This window comes from Streptomyces sp. NPDC107517 (genome assembly GCF_055582645.1).
The window spans coordinates 317,539-338,402 of sequence record NZ_JBVJPM010000007.1 but is presented as its reverse complement, the minus strand read 5'-3'; the positions used below and the strand labels follow the sequence as shown (position 1 = coordinate 338,402).

Below are 20,864 nucleotides of genomic sequence, written 5' to 3'. Positions count from 1 at the left end.
CGTCCGCCGAGCGTCCATGACCCGCCGTGACGCGGCGCCCGCCGAGTCGCACATGGGCACGTGCGGCCGGAGAATCGAAGTGCAGTCGCATGTCGATGCTTCGGACCGGAGGCACTTCGGGGCCTCGTGGGACCGTTCCCGCGGCCCGCGCCGGCACACCGTTGAGGAGCGAATCCCGATGCTCACTGACATCACTGCGGGCCCCGCCCACCGCCGTCGCACCTCCCGCCGCGCCCATGACGACTCCCCCGACACGACGGCCGCGTTCGCCCGCGTGGCCGGTCTCGCCGAGGGCCCCGAGCGGGACCTGCTGTGCGAGGAGCTCGTCGAGGCGTGGCTGCCCATGGCGCACCGCATCGCCCGCCGCTACCGCAACAAGGGCGAGAGCACGGAGGACCTGGAGCAGGTCGCGGCCATGGGACTGGTCAAGGCGATCAACCACTACCGGCCCGAGCGCGGCCCCTTCCAGTGCTACGCCGTGCCCACCATCACCGGCGAACTGCGCCGGCACTTCCGCGACCGGATGTGGGACGTGCACGTGCCCCGCCGCGTGCAGGACCTGCGCAACAAGGTCCGCGCGGCCCGCCGCGACCTCACCGAGCGCCCCGGCAGCCCAGAACCCGGCATCGGCGCCATCGCCGCGCACGCGGGGCTGACCGAGGCGGAGGTCCGCGACGGGCTCAAGGCGATCGAGAGCTATAGCGCGCTGTCCCTCGACGCGGAGCTCTCCCCGTCCGGCCACGACGGGCAGAGCCTCGCCGACGCGCTCGGCGCACCCGACACCGCCTACGACCTCATCACCGACCGCGAAGCCGCCAAGACGGGGCTGAGCCACCTCCCCGAGCGCGAGCGCGCCATCCTCTACCTGCGCTTCTTCGAGGGCATGACGCAGGCCAGCATCGCCGAGAAGTTCGGCATCTCGCAGATGCACGTCTCCCGCCTCATCCACCTCAGCTGCGCTCGGGTACGTGCGGAGGCGGGCCGGGAGTACGGGGAGCCCGACGGCGCGACGGCCGCCTGACACCAGCCGCTGTGACCGGCCGGCGGGAGGACACTGGGATCAGGGGCTGAGCTCCGCCCCCTGCCCCGGCCCCTTCGGGAGCAAGGGTGGCAGCCGGCGGGGAGCGGCCGCCGCCGGGATGACTTGGGCGACGGCCGCAGGGCGCGAGGACACAGCGTCTCCCCTCCGCGGGTCCTCGCGCCCGCCTCCCGACGCCCCCACTCGACGAGCGCCTCACCGGTATCGCGGTCACCATGTTTGAGGGGGCGCGGGAGTTTGCGAGGCACGGCGCGGGACCCCGATCGCGGGTGACGGGAAGGAGGCCTGACCGTGGCGCCGAGACTGGAACTGCCGGGGCGGGGCGAGTCGTACTGGATGCACACCAGCGGAACGACCGCCTACCCGTCTCTCGACGAGGACGTCGAGGTCGACGTCGCGGTGATCGGCGGCGGAATCGCCGGGCTCAGCACCGCCTGGGAACTGACGCGCGCCGGCCGGACCGTCGCCGTCCTCGAGGCCGACCGCATCGCCGCCGGGGTCACCGGCTACACCACGGCCAAGGTGTCCGCGCTGCACACCCTCGTGTACGACCGCCTGCGCCGTACGCACGGCGAGGAGGCCGCCCGGCTGTACGCCATGTCGCAGCAGGGCGCGGTGGAGCGCGTGGCCGAGATCTGTGCCGGTGTGGCCATCGACTGCGATCTGGAGCGTGCCCCGGCCTTCACCTACTCGGTCCGCCAGGAGGGCACGGGGGTGCTGCGCGCCGAGGCCGAGGCCGCCCGCGAGGCCGGTCTCCCCGCGCGGTACACCGAGGACACCGGTCTGCCCTTCGCCGTCGCGGGCGCGGTCCGGGTGGACGACCAGGCGCAGTTCCACCCCCGCAAGTATCTGCTGGCCCTGGCCGGGGATCTGATAGCCCAAGGCTGCGTGATCTTCGAGCGGTCCCGGGTGACCGAGATGCTCGGCGGCATCCCGTGCACGGTGACCACCGAGGCGCAGCACACGGTGACCGCGCACGCCGTCGTCGTCACCACCCATTTCCCGATCTTCGACCGCGCGTTCCTCTTCGCCCGCCTCCAGCCACGCCGGGAACTCGTCGTCGCCGCGCCGCTCGCCTCCGATCCCGGCCCGCTCGGCATGTTCATCACCGAGGACGAGGGCAGGCGCTCGGTGCGCACCGCTCCGTACGGCGCCGACGGGCGGCGGCTGCTCATCGTGACCGGGGAGAGCTTCACACCGGGTACGGGCGACGCGGCGGCGTCCTTCGGCCGGCTCGACGCGTGGATGCGCGAGCACTTCGCCGTGGAGGACACCGCGTACCACTGGGCGGCCCAGGACAACGACTCGGGCGACGGGATCCCCATGATCGGCCCGCTGCATCCCGGGGCCCGGCACGCGTATGTGGCGACGGGCTTCGGCGGGTGGGGCATGAGCAGCGGCGTCCTCGCCGGGCAGCTGCTGAGCGGGCTGATCACCGGCGGCGAGCCACCCTGGGCCGAGCTGTACGACCCCCGCCGCCTGTGGAGCACGGTGCGGGAAGCGCCCGCTCTGCTGCGGCAACAGGCCGATGTCGCACGGCATTTCGTCCGCGACCGGCTGCACACCGCCCATGTCGACTCCGTCACCGAGATCCCACCGGGATCCGGCGCGGTGGTGCGCGTCGACGGACACCGGTGCGCCGTCTACCGCGCCGAGGACGGCACGGTCCGCGCGGTCTCGGCGCGCTGTACGCATCTGGGCTGCATCGTGGCGTTCAACGCGGCGGAGACGACGTGGGAGTGCCCGTGCCACGGCTCGCGCTTCGCCACCGACGGGTCGGTGCTCCAGGGGCCGGCCATGTGGCCACTGGCACCGGTGGAGCTGCCGGCTGCGTCGCTCGCACCGGATGACGGGGAAGGAGGCCCGAGTGGGCCGTGACAGGACCGCCCGTTTCCACCGAGAGACACGGAGAACGACGTGAACGGCACATCAGCTTCGACAGCCTTCCCCGCGGAGGCCCCCTCGTCCCGGGACCTGGTGGAGGTCGTGCTCGGCGACTGCTCCGCGCCGGACGCCGACGCGGTCTTCCACCTCCTGGGCGACCACTTCGACTCCGACCGGGGCGAGGCCGTCCCCCACGGCAACGAGGGACCGCGCCCCGCCGCGTGGACGGGCAACTTCCTCGTGGAGCACGCCCCCGCCGAGGTCTCCGGCGTGGCCCTTGCCGGAACGGTCACGGCCGACCTCCAGGGCTGCCCCGTGGCGGTGGAACGCCTCTGCCGGACCCTGGACGCGGCCTTCGCCGTCGAGAGGGTCGGCACCGTCGCCGGCGACCAGGAGGTCGAGGTCCAGCTCCACCTGACCAACCCATGACCACGCATATCCCAGGTCACTCAGGAGGAAGCCGCAATGCCCCGAGGGTCGAACGCCAAGCGGGAGCGCCAGTACGAGCACATCAAGGAGAGCGCCGAGGAGCGGGGGGAGAGCAGGAAGCGGGCCGAGGAGATCGCCGCCCGCACCGTCAACAAGGAACGCGCCCGGGCCGGTGAGTCACGTACGGCCGGCAAGAGCTCCACGCAGGACATGTCGTCCGGCAAGCGGGGCGGGCAGCGCTCGCACTCCGGCGCCGAGGGCCCCACGTACGACCAGCTGTACGCGGAGGCCCAACGGCGCGGCATCCACGGGCGGTCGTCCATGGACAAGGCTGAGCTCAAGAAGGCCCTCGGCGACTGAGCCCGGGCCGGGCCGTGCTCACTCCGCGGTCGCGACGGCCGCCTCCGGGGCGGGCGCCCGCACGGCCGGACTCTGCGCGCGGCCGACGCGGCGGGCGACGGCCACGCCGAGGAGCGCCAGTGTGCCGCAGGACGCCCAGACCGTGACGTACGCGGACTCGGAGGCGATGCGGGCGCCGTGCACGTCCACGAGGAGGCGGTTCATGATCGCGGCGAACGCCGCGCCCGCCACCGAACCGGCCAGGGTCTTGAGGGTGTTGTACATGCCGGTGCCGATGCCGGTCTGGTCGGCGGGCAGGTGCCTGATGAGGAGGGTGGGCAAGGTGGCGATGGCGGTTCCGACACCTGCGCCGGCGATCAGGCCGAGGACGGCCATCTGCCAGGGCGCGCTGTGGGCGAGGACCATCCCGGCGTAGCCGACCGCCACGAGCGTGAACCCGCCGACGAGGGTGTGCTGCGGACCGAACCTGCGCACCACGCGGTCGGCGCAGGTGCCGGCGGCGGCCATCGCGACCGCGCCGCTGACCGTGAGCAGTGAGATGCCGAGGGTGTCCAGACCGAAGCCGAGGGGGCGAGGGGCGGCGAAGAAGGACGGGTTGGCGGTCTGGGAGCCGTAGAGCACGCAGCCCGTGAGGAAACTGAGGACGTAGAGCAGCGCCATGCTGGGACGGGCCATGAGGCGTACGTCCACCAGGGGCTGCGGGGCCCGCAGTTCGACGCGCACGAACAGGGTGATGAGGACGAGGCCGAGGGCCAGGGCGCCGGCCGTGGGGGCGAGGCCGGCCTTGTTCGTGGTCGCCATTCCGATCAGGACGGCGGCGAGGCCGGCGCTGAGGAGGGCCGCGCCGGCCCAGTCGACGCGGCAGAGCGCGCGGGTGGTGGACTCGGGTATCAGCCGGAAGGCCACCGGCAGGCAGAGCAGGATGGCGACGGCGGGCAGCATCAGCAGACCGTGGACGCCGTGCACGGAGCGGGAGAGCAGCCCGATGCCGATCGCTCCGAGGGTGGCGCCCAGGGTGAGTGCGCCGACGAGCATGCCGATGGCGGCGCCGACGCGCTCCTTCTGGACGCGGTCGCGGACGATGGCGAAGTCCAGCGGGAGCCAGCAGGCGAAGACTCCCTGCAGCGCCCGGCCGATGAGGAGGACGGCGAAGCTGTCCGCGGTGGCGACGACCACCGAGCCCACGGCGACGGCGACCATCGTGATCCGGATCAGCCGCCGGTGGCCGTAGATGTCGCCGAGGCGGGACAGCACGGGTACGGAGATGCCGGCGACGAGCAGGAAGACGCTGTTCACCCAGTTCAGGTCGCCGGCGCTGACGTGCAGGTCGCTGCCGATGAGCGGCAGGACGACGGGCACGGATCCCTGGAGGATGCCGCTGCACAGTTCGATGAAGACGAGGAAGCCGACGACGGACGCGGTCGACGGTGACGTGCTGCCTGGGGATGCGCTTCGGGGCATGGCGGGGTCTCCAAGGCGTGCTGGGGTACGGGCGGGTCGCGGTGGGGCCCGCCCGTGACGGGGACGGAGGTGCGGTTGAGGGGAGCGCGGGAGGGGACCTCAGCCCTCCGGTGTGGCCTTGTGCGGAGCCGGGCCGGGCAGGCGGGGCACCTGTCCGGCCAGGGCGAGGTCGACGAGCTGGTGGACCGTCTCCTCACGGATCGGCGCGGGGCGGAAGGACCTCCGGTAGACGAAGAACCCGTTCCACAGGTCGAGCAGGGCGTCGGTGTCGATGTCCGGCGGCAGGTCGCCGCGGGCGATTCCGCGCTGTACGGCGGCCCGTGCGTGGTCCCGCCGGTGCAGCACGACGTCGAGGAACGACTGGAGGACGGCCGACTCTTCGGCCGCGGCCTCGGTCAGGCACAGCCGGCTGAAGACATCGCGGGCGCGGGTGAAGCCGTCGATGTAGTCGCAGATGACGAGAAGTTCGGCGCGGGTGTCGCCGATGTCGGGGACCGCGCGTACGTCGGCACGGGCCACGAGCACATCGGCGATCACCGCGGCTTTGTGCGGCCACCACCGATAGAGCGTCTTCTTGGACACTTTGGCGCGCACGGCGATCTCGTCCATGGTCATGCCGAGGTAGCCGCTCTCGTCGAGCAGTTCCTCGGCCGCGCCGATGACGCGGTCACGGACTTCTTCGCTGCGGGGTCGGCCTGCCGGCCGCGCTGTGCTCGCCATGCGGTCCCATTTCGGGGCACGCGGGCCCGCACGTCAATAGGAAACGAGAAGTAGCCAAAAGAAGTCACCCGTCCGTAACACGGCCTCCGCTGCTCCATCTTGATCTGCACCAGGTGACTCATGGCCATGCCCTCATCGAGCTGGTACACATGACCTCCACGAAAGGAAACTCATCGTTTCCTTTTCCGCTCATGCGTTCACCCCGAGTGGAGGACCACCCCATGCCCACAGTCGACTCACCCCTGCGCGACCGCGTGGCCGCCCGGCTCGACGAGTACAAGGACCGGTTGCTGGAGCTCAGCCACGAACTCCACGCCGACCCGGAGACGTCCTTCGACGAGGTCCGCTCCGCGGGCCGGCTCGGGGCGCTCCTGGAGGACGCGGGCTTCACCGTGGAGCGCGGGGTGTGCGACCTGCCGACCGCGCTGACGGCGACGTACGGCAGCGGAGATCTGACGGTCGGGGTGTGCGCGGAGTACGACGCGCTGCCGCAGATGGGCCACGCCTGCGGGCACAACATCATCTGCGCGGCGGGCGCGGGCGCGGCGATAGCCCTGGCGGCCGCCGCCGACGAGCTGGGCTTCCGGGTGAAGCTGCTCGGCACCCCGGCCGAGGAGGAGGGCGGCGGCAAGGTGCTGATGCTGGAGCGCGGCGCCTTCGACGACGTGACGGTGGCGATGATGGTGCACCCCGCCACGGGCGACGCCGCGGACCCGCGCGGCTCCAGCAACGCGGTGGCCCGCTTCGCGGTCACCTTCACGGGGCGGGCGTCGCATGCCGCCGCGGCGCCCGAGGGCGGGCTCAACGCCGCGGACGCAGCGGTCGTCGCGCAGGTGGCCGTGGGCCAGCTCCGCCAGCAGCTGCGGGACGGCTACCGGGTTGCCGGAATCGTGCGCCACGGCGGCGAGCGGACCAACATCATCCCGGAGCGGACCGCGCTCGAGTACGAGGTGCGCACACCCACCGGCGAGGAGCTGGGCGAGCTCCGGGAGCGCGTGCTGAACTGCTTCCGCGGCGCCGCGCTGGCCACCGGCACCACCATGGAGGTACGCCCCATCCAGCCCGACTACCTGGACCTGCGCCACGACCCGTCGCTGATGGACTCGTACGCACGCAACCTCAGGGCGACCGGGCGGGAGTTGCCGGAGCCGGGGGTGACGCCACTGGGCACGGGGGGTTCCACGGACATGGGCAACATCACGCACGCCATGCCCGCGATCCACCCGGCGATCGGGGTGCTCGGCGCCCAAGGCATGCCGCACACCCGCCAGTTCGCCGAGGAGGTCTCCGGCCCGGGCGGGGACGAGGCCGTACTGGACGGCGCGCTGGCGATGGCCTGGACAGGGCTCGACCTGGCCGCCGACCCCCAGTGGCGCACGCGCTGCGTGACGTCGCGCCACGGCTGACCCGCCCGGCGCGCGGGGCGCCCAGGACGCCGGGAGTCGCCCCGCGCGCTGTGGTGGCGCAGAGGCAGGCCGTGTGCGCGTACTCGGCGATCCGAGGACGGGCGCGGCCCCCGTCGGCCGCCGGGGCGCCCATGACACCCGCGCGCTGAAGGGCTCGCGAGCGGGCCGGGACGTGCGGTCAGTCGCGCTCGGCTCGCGGTTCTCGGTGCGGGTGCGGGCCCGCCATGAGTTCGGCGAGCCTCCCGGTGGGCACGTCGAGTTCGCGTTCCGCGGTGGTGATCGCCATGGCTGTCACCGCCGGAGGGCGGTCGGTGCGCTCCGTGTTGGCGTGGGCGCCGAGGCCGTCCAGGATCACGAGGATCTGGATGGCGGTCACCTCGGGGTCCTCGGTACGGAAGACCTCGGCCGCCACGCCCTCGCGGATGAGCTGGGTCAGACGTTCGCGCCACTGGGCCTCCTGGTGGCCCACGCGGTCGCGCAGCCTGTCCCGGTAGCGGCTCAGGTGTCTGGCGTTGAGCCACAGCCGGCTCATGCCGTCGAAGCGGTCCCCCGTGGTCAGGAGGAAGAAGCGGGCCAGGTCCTCCAGCGCCTCACCCTCGGGCCGCTCGGCGGGAATCAGTTCGTCCAGCTCGGTCGTCGCCGCCACGCCGAAGGCCTCGGCGACGAGGTCCTCCGCGACCGGGAAGTAGTGGCTGATCAGGCCGGGGCGCACCGCGAGCTCGTCCGCGACCCGGCGCATCGTGATGCATTCGAGGCCCTCCGCGAGGGCGATCGCCGCCGCGGCGGCCACGATCTCGGCGCGGCGGGCCTCGGGATTCTTCCGTACGCGTTTCGGCCGAGTGCTTGACGGCACCCCGTGCTCACTATTGGATTCCTGACCAATAGACAAGTCGGCTCCCGCGCTCGCCTGTTCGGAGGACTGCATGGCTCCCACGATCCCAGACCCCACGACGCAAGCCGCCACACCCCCCGTCGACCGGGCCGGGCGCGTGGAGGCGCACGGCATCGACTTCATTCCGGACGCCGAGCGGCACGGACGCGCCCGCGAGCTGTTCGCCGTGTGGGCGGCGCCCAACGTCAGCTATCTCAGCCTCGTGGTCGGCGGCGCCCTCATCCTGATGGGCCTCGACCTCTGGCAGGCGCTGGGCGTGATCGCGGCGGGCAACCTGTGCTGGGTGCTGGTCGGCCTTGTCGCCGTGAGCGGTCCCGCGGCCGGCACCCCGAGCCAGGTGATCACGCGCGCGATGTTCGGCGTCCGGGGAAACCGGGCGAACATCGCCCTGACCGGCTGGTTCGTGTCCGTCTGCTATCTGGCCCTCAGCTGGGCCGCCGCCTCGCTCTCCGCCTTCAGTCTCGTCGACAAGGCCGGCTTCGAGCTCACGACGGGTGTCAAGGTCGTCGTCATCGTGGCGCTGGCCGCGGCGACGCTCGCCATCAGCGTCTACGGCCACGCCACCATCGTGAAGCTCTACCTCCCGTTCACCCTGGCCCTGACCGCGGTCTTCGTCGTCCTGGCCGGCTACGTGCTCGGCCACGTCGACTGGGGCTACGCACCCCAACACCCGCTCCACGGCTCGGAGTTGTGGGCCGTGTTGATAGGCGGCACCACGCTCGTCGCCTCCGCGCCGCTCTCGTACAGCAACAGCGCCGACTTCGCCCGCTACCTGCCCCGCACCACTTCGCCGGGAGCGATCGCCGGCTGGACCACCCTCGGCGCCTACGTGCCCAGCGTCCTGTTCACCTCACTCGGCGCCCTGGCAGGCACCGCGCTCGACATGTCCGACCCGCAGACCGCTCTCGAGGGCATCCTGCCGAACTGGTTCAAGCCGGCCTTCCTCCTGGCCGTCATCCTCGGCGCGATCTGCAACAACGCCATGACCGCCTACAGTTCCGGCCTCGCCCTGCAGTCGATAGGCGTCCGGATCCGCAGATCCCGCAGCGTCGCCCTGGACGGTGCCCTCGGCGTGGCCCTGACGCTGTACGCGCTGCTCGTCTCCAACTTCCTCGACACCGTGAGCAACATGCTCGAACTCATGGTGGCGCTGATGGGCCCGAGCATCGCGATCTACGCCACCGACATCCTGTGGCGCCGCAACCGCTACGACGGCAGGGAACTGACCGACGAGTCCCGGGGCAGCGCGTTCTGGTACTCGGGCGGTGTCAACTGGGCCGGTGTGACCGCCCTGGTCGTCGCCACCGCCGCCGCGTCCCAGTGCGTCAACACACCGATGTACACCGGGCCGATCGCCCGGGCCGCGGGCGGCACGGACCTCTCCCTGCCGGTCGGGATCCTGGTCTCCGCGGCCGTTTACGTCGCCATGATGCGCTCGCGCCGTCCCGCCACGGGCGGTCCGGCACCTACCTCCACCTCCTGATGGACACCGGCCCGGCGCCGCCGACTGCCGCGCCGGGACCGCCGGTTCACCTCACCGGAGCACACGCCGGCGCCTCGCGCTCGCCACCAGCTCGTCGACCGTGGCCAGTTTGACCCGTGGCCGGCCCGTCTCGCGGCCCCGCGCGGCCTCGGCCCGCTCGATCGCCGCGAGGCCCTTCGCGTCGAGGACGCGCCGGTTGCGGCGCCTGGCCAGCCGGTGGAAGGCCTTGGGTGCGTGCGGCGGCGTCGGCAGCGCGCCGGAGACGGCGTCGGCCAGCAGCGTGGCGACCGTCTCCGCGGCGCAGGTGCGGTTGGCGCCGATTCCGCCGCTGGGGCCGCGCTTGATCCAGCCCACGACGTACGTTCCGGGCATGCCGGTGACGCGCCCGCCCTCGTGCGGAACGGTGCCGGTGGCCTCGTCGAAGGGGAGGCCGGAGAGCGGGCCTCCGCGGTAGCCGATCGCGCGCAGCACCGTCCCGGCCGCGATCACCCGCTCCCCCGACGCCCCTTCGGTGCGCACCGCTTCGACCCGTTCCGATCCGAGCAGCTCGACGGGCGAGCTGTGGAAGCGCAGGACGATGCGCCGCCCGGGCGGCGGTGCCACGTCCCCGTCGAAGCCGCCCCGGGGAACACCCTTCAGGACGGCGGCCCGGTCGTTCGGACCGGCTTCGTCGATGGCCGCGGCGATACGGGGATCATGGTCGTCGACGAGCAGCTGCAGGCCCGGCACGTGCTTGAGCGCCAGCAGCTCCGACGTGGTGTACGCGGCGTCCTCGGGGCCCCGGCGCCCGAGCAGGACCACTTCACGTACGGAGCTCGCGCGCAGCGCCTTCAGCGCGTGGTCGGCGATGTCGGTGCGGGCGAGGGTGTCCGGGTCGGCGAGGAGGATGCGGGCGACGTCGAGGGCGACGTTGCCGTTGCCGACGACCACGACGCGTTCGGCACAGAGGTCGATGGCGTCGTGCGCCACGTCCGGATGGGCGTTGTACCAGGCGACGAAGGTGCGGGCCGAGATGCTGCCGGTGAGGTCCTCGCCGGGGACGGACAGACGGCGGTCGGCGGCGGCCCCGACGGCGTAGACGACCGCGTCGTGGTGCTCGGCCAGCTCCTGCGCGGTGACGTCGTCACCCACTTCGAGGCCCAGGTGCATCCGCACCCGGTGATGGATGTGGAACCTGGCGAAGGTCTCGCCCACCTTCTTGGTGGCGGGGTGGTCCGGCGCCACGCCGTAGCGCACGAGACCGCCGGCCACCGGCAGCCGGTCGATGAGGGTCACCTCGGCGTTGGTGTGCAGCAGCAGGTCCTGCACCGCGTACATCCCGGCCGGTCCGGTCCCGACGACAGCGATCCTGAGCGGCGCGAGGTCGGACGGCAGGACGCGCGGGAACGAAGGGCTGCCCCAGGCATGGAAGTTGGGGCTGTCCTCGACCGCGTCCGTGCCCGTACCCGCGTTCCTGCCTTCGAAGTACGCGGCGTTGATCGCGGCGTACTCCTTCTGCTCCGGGGCGAGACGGTCCACCGGGAAGATCGCGTCCACCGGGCAGGCGTCGGCGCACGCGCCGCAGTCGATGCAGGACACCGGGTCGATGTGCAGCATCTCCGTGCTGCCGAACGCCCGCTCCTCGGGGGTGGGGTGAATGCAGTTGACCGGGCACACGGCGACACAGGTCGAGTCGCTGCAGCAGGTCTGGGTGATGGCGTACGTCATGTCGTCAACTCACGTCGGTTCAGATGAGGTTGGCACGCTTGTAGAACGCCAGCGCGGGCCTGGTGAGCAGCCGTGCGGAGGCCAGGAACTCCATGAGGCCCGAGCAGCTCGCACGCAGCATGGACTTGTGGTGCTCGTTGGCCCCGGCCTCGGCCACGGCGCGCCGCACGTCGAGCCCCGCGCTCTCGTAGACCTGCCTGCGGACCATGCTCGTCACGATGAAGTAGGACGCGGTCGCCACCACGAAGGCGTTGATGTGCCGGCGGACGCGGCCCGCACCCGCGAGACGCTTGCGCGTCTGGTCGCGGGCGAACTTCATGTGCCGCGACTCCTCGACGACATGGATGTTGTTGATCGTGCGGACGAACGGCACGACGCGTTCGTCGCGCATCCAGTCGCGCTGCATGACGTCGAGGACCTCCTCGGCCACCAGGATCGCGGCGTACGCCGCCTCCCCGAAGGCGAGCGTCTTGAACACACGGCCGAGTTCGATGACGAAGCGGTGCGGCCGGTAGGCGGGCGCCCCCAGCTTCTGCGCGCCGCGGGCGAACATGATCGAATGGCGGCACTCCTCGGCGACCTCGGTCAGCGCCCACTGGAAGTCGGCCTTCGTCGGGTCCTTGGCGTACATGTCCCGCAGCACCATCTGCTGAAGGATCATCTCGAACCAGATGCCGGTGCTGGCCACCGAAGCGGCTTCCTGCCGGGTCAGTTCCTTGCGCTGTTCCTCGGTCAACTCCGCCCAGTAGGCGGTGCCGTAGAGCGTGCTCCACTCCGGGCTCGCGCCGTGGAAGTCCTTGTCCAGCGGCGTCTCCCAGTCCACTTCGGTCGCCGGGTCGTACGCCAGCACGGCGGCCGATTCCAGCAGCCGCCGCGAGACGCCGCGCTCGTCGTGGAGTTCATGCGATTCCGGCCGGACAGTGCTGCTTGCCATGCTGCGGCTCCTCGGATCAGACGTGTGCGTTGCCTGTCGGTGCGTTGCCTGTGGGTGTGCTTTTCCTGTCGGTGCGCTGCCGTGTCCGTCGCGGTCCGTGAGTTCGCCCGGCGGTGCACGGGGCTGATCACGGAGGCCACCGTGAGGGCACACGCACGGGGCCACGGACCGTCGCCCCGTCGCGGCCCGTCGGCGGGGCGCCGCCTGCCACCTCCGCGAGCCGCGCGAAGACACCAGGTCAGCACAGGTGGACGGGGGCTCTGCAGAGGCCGCCCGCCCGCTTGTTAGACGGACCGTATAACAAGGGAGGTGGGTTGGCCTACCCCCCGGTAAGTAGCGGGCGGCAGCCCGCACGCGCCTCCGTCGACGCCTCGGCGCGGTCAGGCCTGCCGGTAGCCGCGGTCCTTGACCAGGTCGCGCGCGAGACGGGCGAACGCGCGCGCGGCCGCGCTCTCGTAGGTGCTCTCCCTGCGCAGTTGTGCGGACCCATTGGCCCGCACCACGCGAAAATCCTCGCCATCCGCGACACCTGCCGCAAGCTCGGCACCGAGCACCTGGTCGGCGCCACCATCCCTTCTCTTGCGTGGGTATCCCGGCTTCAGCCGGGGCAGGAAACGCATCTCGGGGCTGCTCTGACCGGTCATGTGTGCATGGGTGTTCCGTCTGCGGAGGGGTTGTCAGTGGCCTCGGCTAGGTTGCTCACAAGAGGGGGCCGGGTGATGCGTGCGTACAAGTTCCTGATGCGGCCTACCGTGCGGCAGACTCAGGCGCTGGGCGAGATGCTGCGTGATCACTGCTCGCTCTACAACGGAGCGTTGCAGGAGCGCCGTGACGCCTACCGGCACGCCAGCAAGACGACGGTCCGGTACGGGCAGCAGTCCGTACAGCTCAAGGACATCCGGTCCTTCGACCCGGAACGTCAGGGACGTTGGTCGTTCAGCTCACAACAGGCCACGCTCCGGAGGTTGGACAAGGCGTTCGGAGCGTTCTTCCGTCGGGTCAAGTCCGGTGAGAAGCCGGGCTATCCGCGTTTTCGTGGAGTGAACTGGTTCGACACGGTGGAGTTCCCGAAGGATGGGGACGGCTGCCGGTGGGACTCCACGCCGCACGACCCGGTGACGCGCGTCCGGCTGCAAGGTGTCGGGCACGTCAAGGTGCACCAGCACCGGGCGGTGGCCGGCCGTGTCAAGACGGTCAACGTCAAGCGGGAGGGCCGTAAGTGGTTCGTCGTGCTGACCGTCGAACAGGTCCAGCCCGAACCGCTGCCCGCGACGGGTTCCCTCGTCGGGATCGACCTGGGCATAGCCAACTTCCTCGCAGATTCCAGCGGCAGATTCGTCCCCAGCCCGCGCCACGGGGCGAAGAGCGCCGCGAAGCTCGAAGCCGCTCAGCAGGCCCTGTCGAGGTTTCCGCGTGTGCGCCGTGACAAGCGGACTGCCAACCACCAGCGAGCGGTCGAGAAGGTCGCGAACCTGCACCGTAAGGTCCGCCGCCAGCGCCTTGACCACGCCCACAAAACCGCCCTCGATCTCGTACGCCGACACGATTTCATCGCGCACGAAGACCTCAAGATTCGCAACATGATCCGGCGTGCCGCGCCGAAGCCCGATCCCGGGACACCGGGCGGTTTCCTGCCCAACGGGGCCGGTGCGAAGGCCGGACTCAACCGCTCGATCTCTGATGCCGGATGGGGGGTGTTCCTGACGATCCTGGTCGCCAAGGCTGAAAGCGCCGGACGGGAAGTGATCGCCGTGGACCCCCGCAACACCTCCCGCCAGTGCCCCGCATGCGGGCACACCGCCAAGGAGAACCGGCCCACCCAGGAAAAGTTCCACTGCGTCTCGTGCGGCCACACAGCGCACGCGGACACCGTGGGCGCCATCAACGTTCTACGGGCCGGGCTGGTCCGTCGCGAAGCCGCACCGGCGTAGCGAGAAGCTCCCTCATTTATGAGGGGGAGGAGTCACCTACGTACTCGCCCACCCCGCCCGATGTGCCTGGGTTCGCTGTACTACTGCTCCCCCGACGAGGTCGTCTTCCTCACCACCCGCGACGCCTACGAGCCGCACTACGTGGACGACCGCAAGTACTTCGAACTCGGCACCTTCTACGGCGAGTTCGCCAAGGACTGCACCGAGCGGCGCCTGCCCATGCGGCACGAGCCACGGGACAGCGCCGTCGACGTGTACCGGCTGTGGCAGGAGCGCAACGGCGGCAGCCGCCGCGTCCCCGGCGCGCCGACGGCCTGACGCGGTCCCGCCGGCGACTCAGCCCAGGATGCCGCTCCCGGCCTGCGCAGGAAGCGTCACCGCCGTACACCCCCGCGGCACGGGCACCGTCGGCAGGCCGCTGCGGCTCCCCCGGTCGATGTCGGTGATCAGTTCCCGCAGCGCGGCGCAGCCGTTCGGTGCCGGCAGCCGGCCGTCCAGGGCGGCGAGCGCGCGGTGTGCGCGCTGCCGGGCCCTGCCGGTGCGGCCGTCGCTGTGGTCGACGAACGCCTGGGCGTGGCGGGCGACGAGGCACGCCCAGGCGTCGCCGCTGATGCCGGGCTGGCTGAGGGCCCGGCGGGCGCTCCGGCGCGCCGCCCGTGGCGACCGCTCCGCCTGGGTCACGGCGAGGGCGGCAAGGCTCACTGCGGGCGGCAGTCCGCCGGGGGCGTGCGGCGGGATCGTGCCCGCCGCCTCCTGGAACTGCTCGGTGGCCCGCTCCAGGTCACCCTCGTGGAGCGCCAGCACGCCCTGGACGTGCGCGATCCGCCCGACGGTCGCGTCGTCCCCGGCCAGGACCGCGGCCGGCCACGCGTGCTGGAGCAGCTCACTCGCCCGGCACGGGTCGCCGTACGCCGTGAGCCAGGCCGCGAGGCACAGGCCGCGCGCGATCAGAAGGGTGTCCGAGCGGCACATCGGGAGCAGGCGCAGCAGATGGCGGCGCCCTTCGTCGGCGGCGTCGTAGACCGCCCACCAGAACCACAGGTTCAGTACGGACTCCAGGGCCGCCGCCGCGAGTTCGGGCTGCCGGGGCGCGTACTCCAGCATCGCCCGGAGCCCTTCGGTCTCATCAAGGACGAGCTGCACGGCCTGTGGCTGGCTGCCGAGGTTCCACAGGTTCTCCGCGAGGGCGGCCACCCGATGGAAGTGGATCGCGCGGCGTTCGGCGGCGACCTCGAACTCCCTTGCCTCACGCAGCCGTTCACCGCCGAAGTCGCGGGCGGCGGGGGCGGTCCGGTAGCGCGGTTCGCGGATGCCGCCGGGGTCGCGGACCGTAGTCAGGACGCCGATCGCGGCGAGGCGGGTCAGGCATGCGGGCACCCGGGCCGGGGCCAGGCCGCCGCCGGCGCAGACGAACGCGGCTGTCGACTCGTCGAAGTCTCCGGCCAGAATGCTGGCGCGGGCCCACACGATCCGCTCGTCGCGGTCGCACAACACGTACGCCGCGGCGACGGCGTCCCGCAGCGACCGGTGCCGGGGCACCGCCATGTCCGGTGCGCTCAGCCAGCACTGGTGTTCCTCGAGCCGGGCCGCGACCTCCCCCACGCTGCTCCTGGCGGCCTGCTCCGCAGCCAATTCGACCGCGAGCGGAAGCCCGCCCACGTATCGGCAGATGTCCACCACCGAGTTCAGCTCCGCATCGCCGGAGTCGAAGACGGCACCTTCCCGCGCCTGGAACCGCTCCAGGAAGAGCTCCACGGCGGGCGCGGCCCGGTCGTCGTCCGCGGGCTCGGCGCTGAGCGGCGCGAGACGCAGCACGGCCTCGCCGCCCAGCCCGAGGGGGCGGCGCGCGGTCACGAGCACGCGGAGCGACGGTACGGACTCCAGCAGCGTCTGCACCATGCCCACGCACTCGGCATGGACCGGATCGACGTCGTCGAGGAGGAGCAGCACGTCAGCGGAGCGCAGCCGCTCGGCGACGGCTCCGACACCGGTGCCGGCACCGGCCGCGGACGCGCCGCGCCGCCCGTGGGTCCCGCCCGCCGCCTCCAGGACGGCCGCCGTCAGCGAGGCGGGCGCCCCCGGCCCGGCACCACCGGACCCGGCGTCATGGTCGTCCCCCGGCCAGCGGACGACCATGACGCGCGGCCCGGCCCCCTGCGCGCCGACGCCGGCGACAGCGTCCGGGGCGAGCCGGCCCTTGCCCACGCCGAGGACACGCTCCACCGCCCCCCGCACACCGACATCAGCGACCACCTCGACGCCAACCCGGCCCTCGCCCACACCGAGGACACGCTCCACCTGCCCCCGCACACGGACGCCGGTGACCGCCTCCGCCGCGAGTCGGCTCTTGCCGACGCCGACCTCGCCGGCCACCGTCACCAGCCGATGGTTCTCCAGGAGCGTGCGCAGGGCCTGCGACTCCCGCTCCCGGCCCACCAGAGGACCGGGCACCTGGCCGCGGCCCTCCGCCGACGGCGCGCTGTCGCCGCCCTTGCGTGTCCACACGTCCGCCATGCTCCGCACATTCCTGCCCCTCGTCCGTCGGCAGTCACCGCCGTCCGCGGCCCGCGCCCGCCCTGTGCAGAACCGTCACTGCACTCGCGCCACGGCAACCCCAACGCCTGAGCGGCCCCATGGTGTCGTCACCGGACGACGGTCCACTCGTCGCGCGGAACGCTCGAACCCGTGCCCGACTCCACAGAGGGGCGGAGGACCACCGAAAGTGAGCAGTTTTGGAGAAGCGCCGCTCATGAGCCCCGCCTAGCCTGAACTCCGTGGACAGCGCCCCTCACGGCAGCTCTCCCGCCGTCCTGGAACCAGACGACGGCCGCCACACCCACCACCTTCAGGAGTGATCATGACCAGCTCTTCCACCCAGGGAATCAAGACCGTTCTGCACCCTGTCTCCGACGTGGAGAAGGCCAAGGCCGTGTACGTCGCCCTGCTCGGCGCGGAGCCGACGGCCGACGCGCCCTACTACGTCGGCTTCGACGTCGAGGGCCAGCACATCGGGCTCGTGCCCGGCGGCGGGGGCATGACCTCGCCGGTGACGTACTGGCACGTGCCGGACATCGCGGCCAAGCTGGCCGAGGTCACGGCCGCGGGTGCCGTGGTGAAGGAAGCGGCACACGACGTCGGCGGCGGCCGCCTCGTGGCCACGTTCACCGACCCCGACGGCAACGTCCTCGGACTGCTCCAGGACAGTTGACGGGCGGCCCGGCCTGCCGGGCGCCGGGCAGAGGCTCAGCGGCCGGGAGCTCACGAGCCCAGAAGCTCAGAAGAAGACCAGGCGGACGGCGCGAAACTGATTAGATCGAGCGGCGACGCCGACGGGGTCCGCGAGGGCGGTCCCGCGCAACAGATGGAGACACGATGAGCATGGCCAAGGGGACGCAGGCGCAGTCAGCTGCGCTGCACGCTGCCGACAGCCACGATCTGATCCGCGTGCACGGTGCGCGCGTGAACAACCTCAAGGACGTCAGCGTCGAGCTCCCGAAGCGCCGGCTGACGGTGTTCACCGGTGTCTCCGGCTCGGGCAAGAGTTCGCTGGTCTTCGGCACGATCGCCGCGGAGTCCCAGCGGATGATCAACGAGACGTACAGCACGTTCGTACAGGGCTTCATGCCGACGCTGGCCAGGCCCGAGGTCGACGTGCTCGACGGTCTGACGACCGCGATCATCGTCGGCCAGGAGCGGATGGGCGGCGACGCCCGGTCCACGGTCGGCACGGCCACCGACGCCAACGCGATGCTGCGCATCCTCTTCAGCCGGCTCGGCAAGCCGCACATCGGCTCGGCGAAGGCGTTCTCCTTCAATGTCGCGTCGATCAGCGGCGCGGGCGCGGTCACCATCGAGCGCGGCGGCGAGAAGGTGAAGGAGCGGCGCAGCTTCAGCATCGTCGGCGGCATGTGTCCGCGCTGCGAGGGCCGGGGTTCGGTCACCGACTTCGACCTGACCGCGCTGTTCGACGACACCAAGTCGCTCAGCGAGGGCGCGCTCACCGTCCCCGGCTACAGCGTCGAGGGCTGGTACGGCCGTATCTACCGCGGCTGCGGCTTCTTCGACCCGGACAAGCCGATCCGCAAGTTCACCAAGAAGGAACTGCACGATCTGCTCCACCGGGAGCCGACCAAGATCAAGGTCGACGGCATCAACCTGACGTACGAGGGTCTGATCCCGAAGATCCAGAAGTCGATGCTGTCGAAGGACATCGACTCGCTGCAGCCGCACATCCGTGCCTTCGTGGAGCGGGCGATGACGTTCACGTCCTGCCCGGACTGCGGCGGCACGCGGCTGAGCGAGGCGGCCCGGTCGTCGAAGATCAAGAAGATCAGCATCGCCGACGCCTGCTCGATGCAGATCAGCGACCTCGCCGAGTGGGTGCGGGGTCTGAAGGAGCCATCGGTGGCGCCGCTGCTCAAGGCGCTCGGGGACACCCTCGACTCGTTCGTGGAGATCGGTCTCGGCTACCTCGGCCTCGACCGCCCGGCGGGCACGCTCTCCGGCGGTGAGGCGCAGCGCGTCAAGATGATCCGCCACCTCGGGTCGTCCCTGACCGATGTCACGTATGTCTTCGACGAGCCGACGATCGGGCTGCACCCGCACGACATCCAGCGGATGAACGACCTGCTGCTGCGGCTGCGGGACAAGGGCAACACGGTGCTGGTCGTCGAGCACAAGCCGGAGGCGATCGCGATCGCCGACCACGTCGTCGACCTCGGCCCGGGCGCGGGCACCGAGGGCGGCGAGGTGGTGTTCGAGGGCACGGTCGAGGGGCTGCGCGCCGGTGACACGCTCACCGGGCAGCACCTGGACGACCGCGCTTCCCTGAAGCCGGCCGTGCGGACGCCCACGGGGAAGCTGGGGGTGCGCGGCGCGGGCACCAACAATCTCCAGGATGTCGACGTCGACATCCCGCTCGGCGTACTGACCGTCGTCACCGGCGTCGCGGGTTCGGGCAAGAGCTCCCTGATCCACGGCTCGGTGGCCGGACAGGAGGGGGTGGTCACGGTCGACCAGGCCGCGATCCGCGGCTCGCGGCGCAGCAACCCGGCGACGTACACCGGACTGCTCGACCCGATCCGCAAGGCGTTCGCCAAGGCCAACGGTGTGAAGCCGGCGCTGTTCAGCGCGAACTCCGAGGGCGCCTGCCCCACCTGCAACGGCGCGGGCGTCATCTACACCGACCTGGCGATGATGGCCGGTGTCGCCTCCACCTGCGACGACTGTGAGGGCAAGCGGTTCCAGGCCTCGGTCCTCGACTACCACTTCGGCGGGCGCGACATCAGCGAGGTGCTCGCGATGTCGGTGGCCGAGGCCGAGGAGTTCTTCGGCGCCGGCGAGGCGCGCACGCCGGCCGCGCAGAAGATCCTTCAGCGGATGGCCGACGTCGGGCTCGGCTACCTCACCCTCGGGCAGCCGCTCACCACGCTGTCCGGCGGTGAGCGCCAGCGGCTCAAGCTGGCGACGCACATGGCCGAGAAGGGCGGCGTCTACGTCCTCGACGAGCCGACGACCGGCCTTCACCTCGCCGATGTCGAGCAGCTGCTCGGCCTGCTCGACCGGCTCGTCGACTCCGGCAAGTCCGTCATCGTGATCGAGCACCACCAGGCGGTCATGGCCCACGCCGACTGGATCATCGACCTCGGCCCCGGCGCCGGTCACGACGGCGGACGGATCGTCTTCGAGGGCACCCCCGCGGAACTCGTCGCAGACCGCTCCACCCTCACCGGTGAGCACCTCGCGGCCTACGTGGGCGGCTGACCGGGGTTCTCGCCCCGGTCACCATGCCGGCCGCCCCCGTACACGGGCGGCACACCCGGACTCCGAGTGGAGCCAGGGCGGCCGGCATGGACGGCGCCGCCCTTGAACGCGCACTCGGCACGCCGATCGTCGGCATCCCCCGCGCCGCTCTGCACCGCCTGCTCCGCGACGCGCCGCCGTCCGAATCCCTCGTGCCGCGGCGACGGACTTCGAGCTCGCCCGGGGACGGGGCGCCGAGTTCGGGCCCATCGCGTTCGACGACGGCCGGGCGGAGTGGCACGCGGTCCTCAACTCGCCTGCCGGCGTGCGCTGTCCGGGTCCGCCGACCGGGAGGCGACGCCGGTTCGCCGACGGGTACGACCCGATTCCCGCGCTGCTCGACGCGAAGCGGCCCGAGGCCGTACTCCACTACGACATCAAGGAGTTGGCCGCCCACTGGCCGCGGATGCGGTGGGCGGCGCCGTCCTCCTCGGCGACGCCGTCCACGCCATGACGCCGGACCTCGGACCTCGGACAAGGCACCTGCCAGGCTCTTGAGGACGCCGCCGTGCTCGCCGTCGCCGTCGCCGGTGAACCAACCGTCGAAGGGGCGCTCGCTCGCTACGACACGGAACTCGGCCACCGCAGCCAGTCCGTCGCCCGCGCCGCGCGCCAGGCGGGCCGGATGGGCCAGCAGTTGGCGCGCCCGTCGGCCGTCGCCCTGCGCCATGCCTGTCTCCGCCTGGCACCGTCCCCCGTGCCAGTCCGCGCGTTTCCGCGTCATGCGGACCGGGCCCCGCCCCCGCCTGAGCTGCACCGCAGCGTCGGCTCTCACGGAGCGTAGTCGTCCGCCGCGCGGCTTCGGCGCCGCCGTTC

At 71.8% G+C, this 20,864-nt stretch carries 19 protein-coding genes; 12 read left to right on the top strand and 7 right to left on the bottom strand.

Features of this window, described 5'->3' with window-relative positions:
- Positions 1-178 precede the first annotated feature (178 nt).
- The 4 genes from ACZ67T_RS19535 to ACZ67T_RS19520 all read left to right on the top strand — a co-directional run bounded on the left by ACZ67T_RS19535 (position 179) and on the right by ACZ67T_RS19520 (position 3,712).
- Positions 179-1,021, top strand: coding sequence for a SigB/SigF/SigG family RNA polymerase sigma factor (locus ACZ67T_RS19535; RefSeq protein WP_469985477.1), 843 nt, complete (start codon positions 179-181; stop codon positions 1,019-1,021).
- 354 nt (positions 1,022-1,375) lie between these two features.
- Positions 1,376-2,917 (top strand): FAD-dependent oxidoreductase, encoded by a 1,542-nt coding sequence (locus ACZ67T_RS19530; protein WP_469985535.1) that lies wholly within the window; start codon positions 1,376-1,378, stop codon positions 2,915-2,917.
- 39 nt (positions 2,918-2,956) lie between these two features.
- Positions 2,957-3,352, top strand: a complete 396-nt coding sequence (locus ACZ67T_RS19525) for a hypothetical protein (RefSeq protein WP_469985475.1) — start codon at positions 2,957-2,959, stop codon at positions 3,350-3,352.
- A 36-nt stretch (positions 3,353-3,388) separates the two neighbouring features.
- Complete coding sequence (locus ACZ67T_RS19520; protein WP_469985474.1) at positions 3,389-3,712, top strand: plasmid stabilization protein; 324 nt, start codon at positions 3,389-3,391, stop codon at positions 3,710-3,712.
- Between the two features lie 18 nt (positions 3,713-3,730).
- On the opposite strand, the gene ACZ67T_RS19515 is transcribed toward ACZ67T_RS19520, so the two are convergent.
- Positions 3,731-5,173, bottom strand: coding sequence for an MFS transporter (locus ACZ67T_RS19515; protein ID WP_469985472.1), 1,443 nt, complete (start codon positions 5,171-5,173; stop codon positions 3,731-3,733).
- 99 nt (positions 5,174-5,272) lie between these two features.
- On the bottom strand, positions 5,273-5,893 hold the full coding sequence (locus ACZ67T_RS19510; protein ID WP_469985470.1) for a TetR/AcrR family transcriptional regulator: 621 nt from the start codon (positions 5,891-5,893) through the stop codon (positions 5,273-5,275).
- Positions 5,894-6,114: 221 nt separating this feature from the next.
- Here ACZ67T_RS19510 and ACZ67T_RS19505 point away from each other — a divergent pair, with 221 nt between their 5' ends.
- Complete coding sequence (locus tag ACZ67T_RS19505; RefSeq protein ID WP_469985469.1) at positions 6,115-7,299, top strand: amidohydrolase; 1,185 nt, start codon at positions 6,115-6,117, stop codon at positions 7,297-7,299.
- Positions 7,300-7,477: 178 nt separating this feature from the next.
- Here ACZ67T_RS19505 and ACZ67T_RS19500 read toward each other — a convergent pair whose 3' ends face one another.
- Entirely contained in the window at positions 7,478-8,152 is a 675-nt protein-coding gene (locus ACZ67T_RS19500) for a TetR family transcriptional regulator C-terminal domain-containing protein (protein WP_469985467.1), read from the bottom strand.
- A 70-nt stretch (positions 8,153-8,222) separates the two neighbouring features.
- Between ACZ67T_RS19500 and ACZ67T_RS19495 the strand changes: the two genes are divergently transcribed.
- A complete protein-coding gene (locus tag ACZ67T_RS19495; RefSeq protein ID WP_469985466.1) occupies positions 8,223-9,674 on the top strand; it encodes a purine-cytosine permease family protein in 1,452 nt (483 codons plus the stop codon).
- Between the two features lie 51 nt (positions 9,675-9,725).
- Here ACZ67T_RS19495 and ACZ67T_RS19490 read toward each other — a convergent pair whose 3' ends face one another.
- From ACZ67T_RS19490 to ACZ67T_RS19480, 3 genes are all read right to left on the bottom strand, one after another.
- Positions 9,726-11,381 carry an FAD-dependent oxidoreductase gene (locus tag ACZ67T_RS19490; RefSeq protein WP_469985464.1) on the bottom strand — a complete coding sequence of 552 codons (1,656 nt, stop codon included), beginning with the start codon at positions 11,379-11,381 and terminating at the stop codon, positions 9,726-9,728.
- A gap of 19 nt (positions 11,382-11,400) precedes the next feature.
- On the bottom strand, positions 11,401-12,315 hold the full coding sequence (locus tag ACZ67T_RS19485) for an AurF N-oxygenase family protein (RefSeq protein ID WP_469985463.1): 915 nt from the start codon (positions 12,313-12,315) through the stop codon (positions 11,401-11,403).
- 380 nt (positions 12,316-12,695) lie between these two features.
- Complete coding sequence (locus ACZ67T_RS19480; RefSeq protein WP_469985462.1) at positions 12,696-12,959, bottom strand: hypothetical protein; 264 nt, start codon at positions 12,957-12,959, stop codon at positions 12,696-12,698.
- A 72-nt stretch (positions 12,960-13,031) separates the two neighbouring features.
- On the opposite strand from ACZ67T_RS19480, the gene ACZ67T_RS19475 reads away from it, so the two are divergent.
- Together ACZ67T_RS19475 and ACZ67T_RS19470 are read left to right on the top strand one after the other, a co-directional pair.
- Positions 13,032-14,246: an RNA-guided endonuclease InsQ/TnpB family protein gene (locus ACZ67T_RS19475; protein ID WP_469985534.1), complete on the top strand. Its 1,215-nt coding sequence runs from the start codon at positions 13,032-13,034 to the stop codon at positions 14,244-14,246.
- Positions 14,247-14,306: 60 nt separating this feature from the next.
- Positions 14,307-14,564, top strand: a complete 258-nt coding sequence (locus ACZ67T_RS19470; RefSeq protein ID WP_469985460.1) for a hypothetical protein — start codon at positions 14,307-14,309, stop codon at positions 14,562-14,564.
- Between the two features lie 18 nt (positions 14,565-14,582).
- Here ACZ67T_RS19470 and ACZ67T_RS19465 read toward each other — a convergent pair whose 3' ends face one another.
- Complete coding sequence (locus ACZ67T_RS19465) at positions 14,583-16,760, bottom strand: ATP-binding protein (protein WP_469985458.1); 2,178 nt, start codon at positions 16,758-16,760, stop codon at positions 14,583-14,585.
- 343 nt (positions 16,761-17,103) lie between these two features.
- On the opposite strand from ACZ67T_RS19465, the gene ACZ67T_RS19460 reads away from it, so the two are divergent.
- The 4 genes from ACZ67T_RS19460 to ACZ67T_RS19445 all read left to right on the top strand — a co-directional run bounded on the left by ACZ67T_RS19460 (position 17,104) and on the right by ACZ67T_RS19445 (position 20,832).
- Positions 17,104-17,454, top strand: a complete 351-nt coding sequence (locus ACZ67T_RS19460) for a VOC family protein (protein ID WP_469985457.1) — start codon at positions 17,104-17,106, stop codon at positions 17,452-17,454.
- Between the two features lie 164 nt (positions 17,455-17,618).
- On the top strand, positions 17,619-20,009 hold the full coding sequence (locus ACZ67T_RS19455) for an ATP-binding cassette domain-containing protein (protein WP_469985455.1): 2,391 nt from the start codon (positions 17,619-17,621) through the stop codon (positions 20,007-20,009).
- Positions 20,010-20,313: 304 nt separating this feature from the next.
- On the top strand, positions 20,314-20,502 hold the full coding sequence (locus ACZ67T_RS19450) for a hypothetical protein (protein WP_469985454.1): 189 nt from the start codon (positions 20,314-20,316) through the stop codon (positions 20,500-20,502).
- 54 nt (positions 20,503-20,556) lie between these two features.
- A complete protein-coding gene (locus ACZ67T_RS19445) occupies positions 20,557-20,832 on the top strand; it encodes a hypothetical protein (RefSeq protein ID WP_469985452.1) in 276 nt (91 codons plus the stop codon).
- The last annotated feature ends 32 nt before the right edge of the window (positions 20,833-20,864 follow it).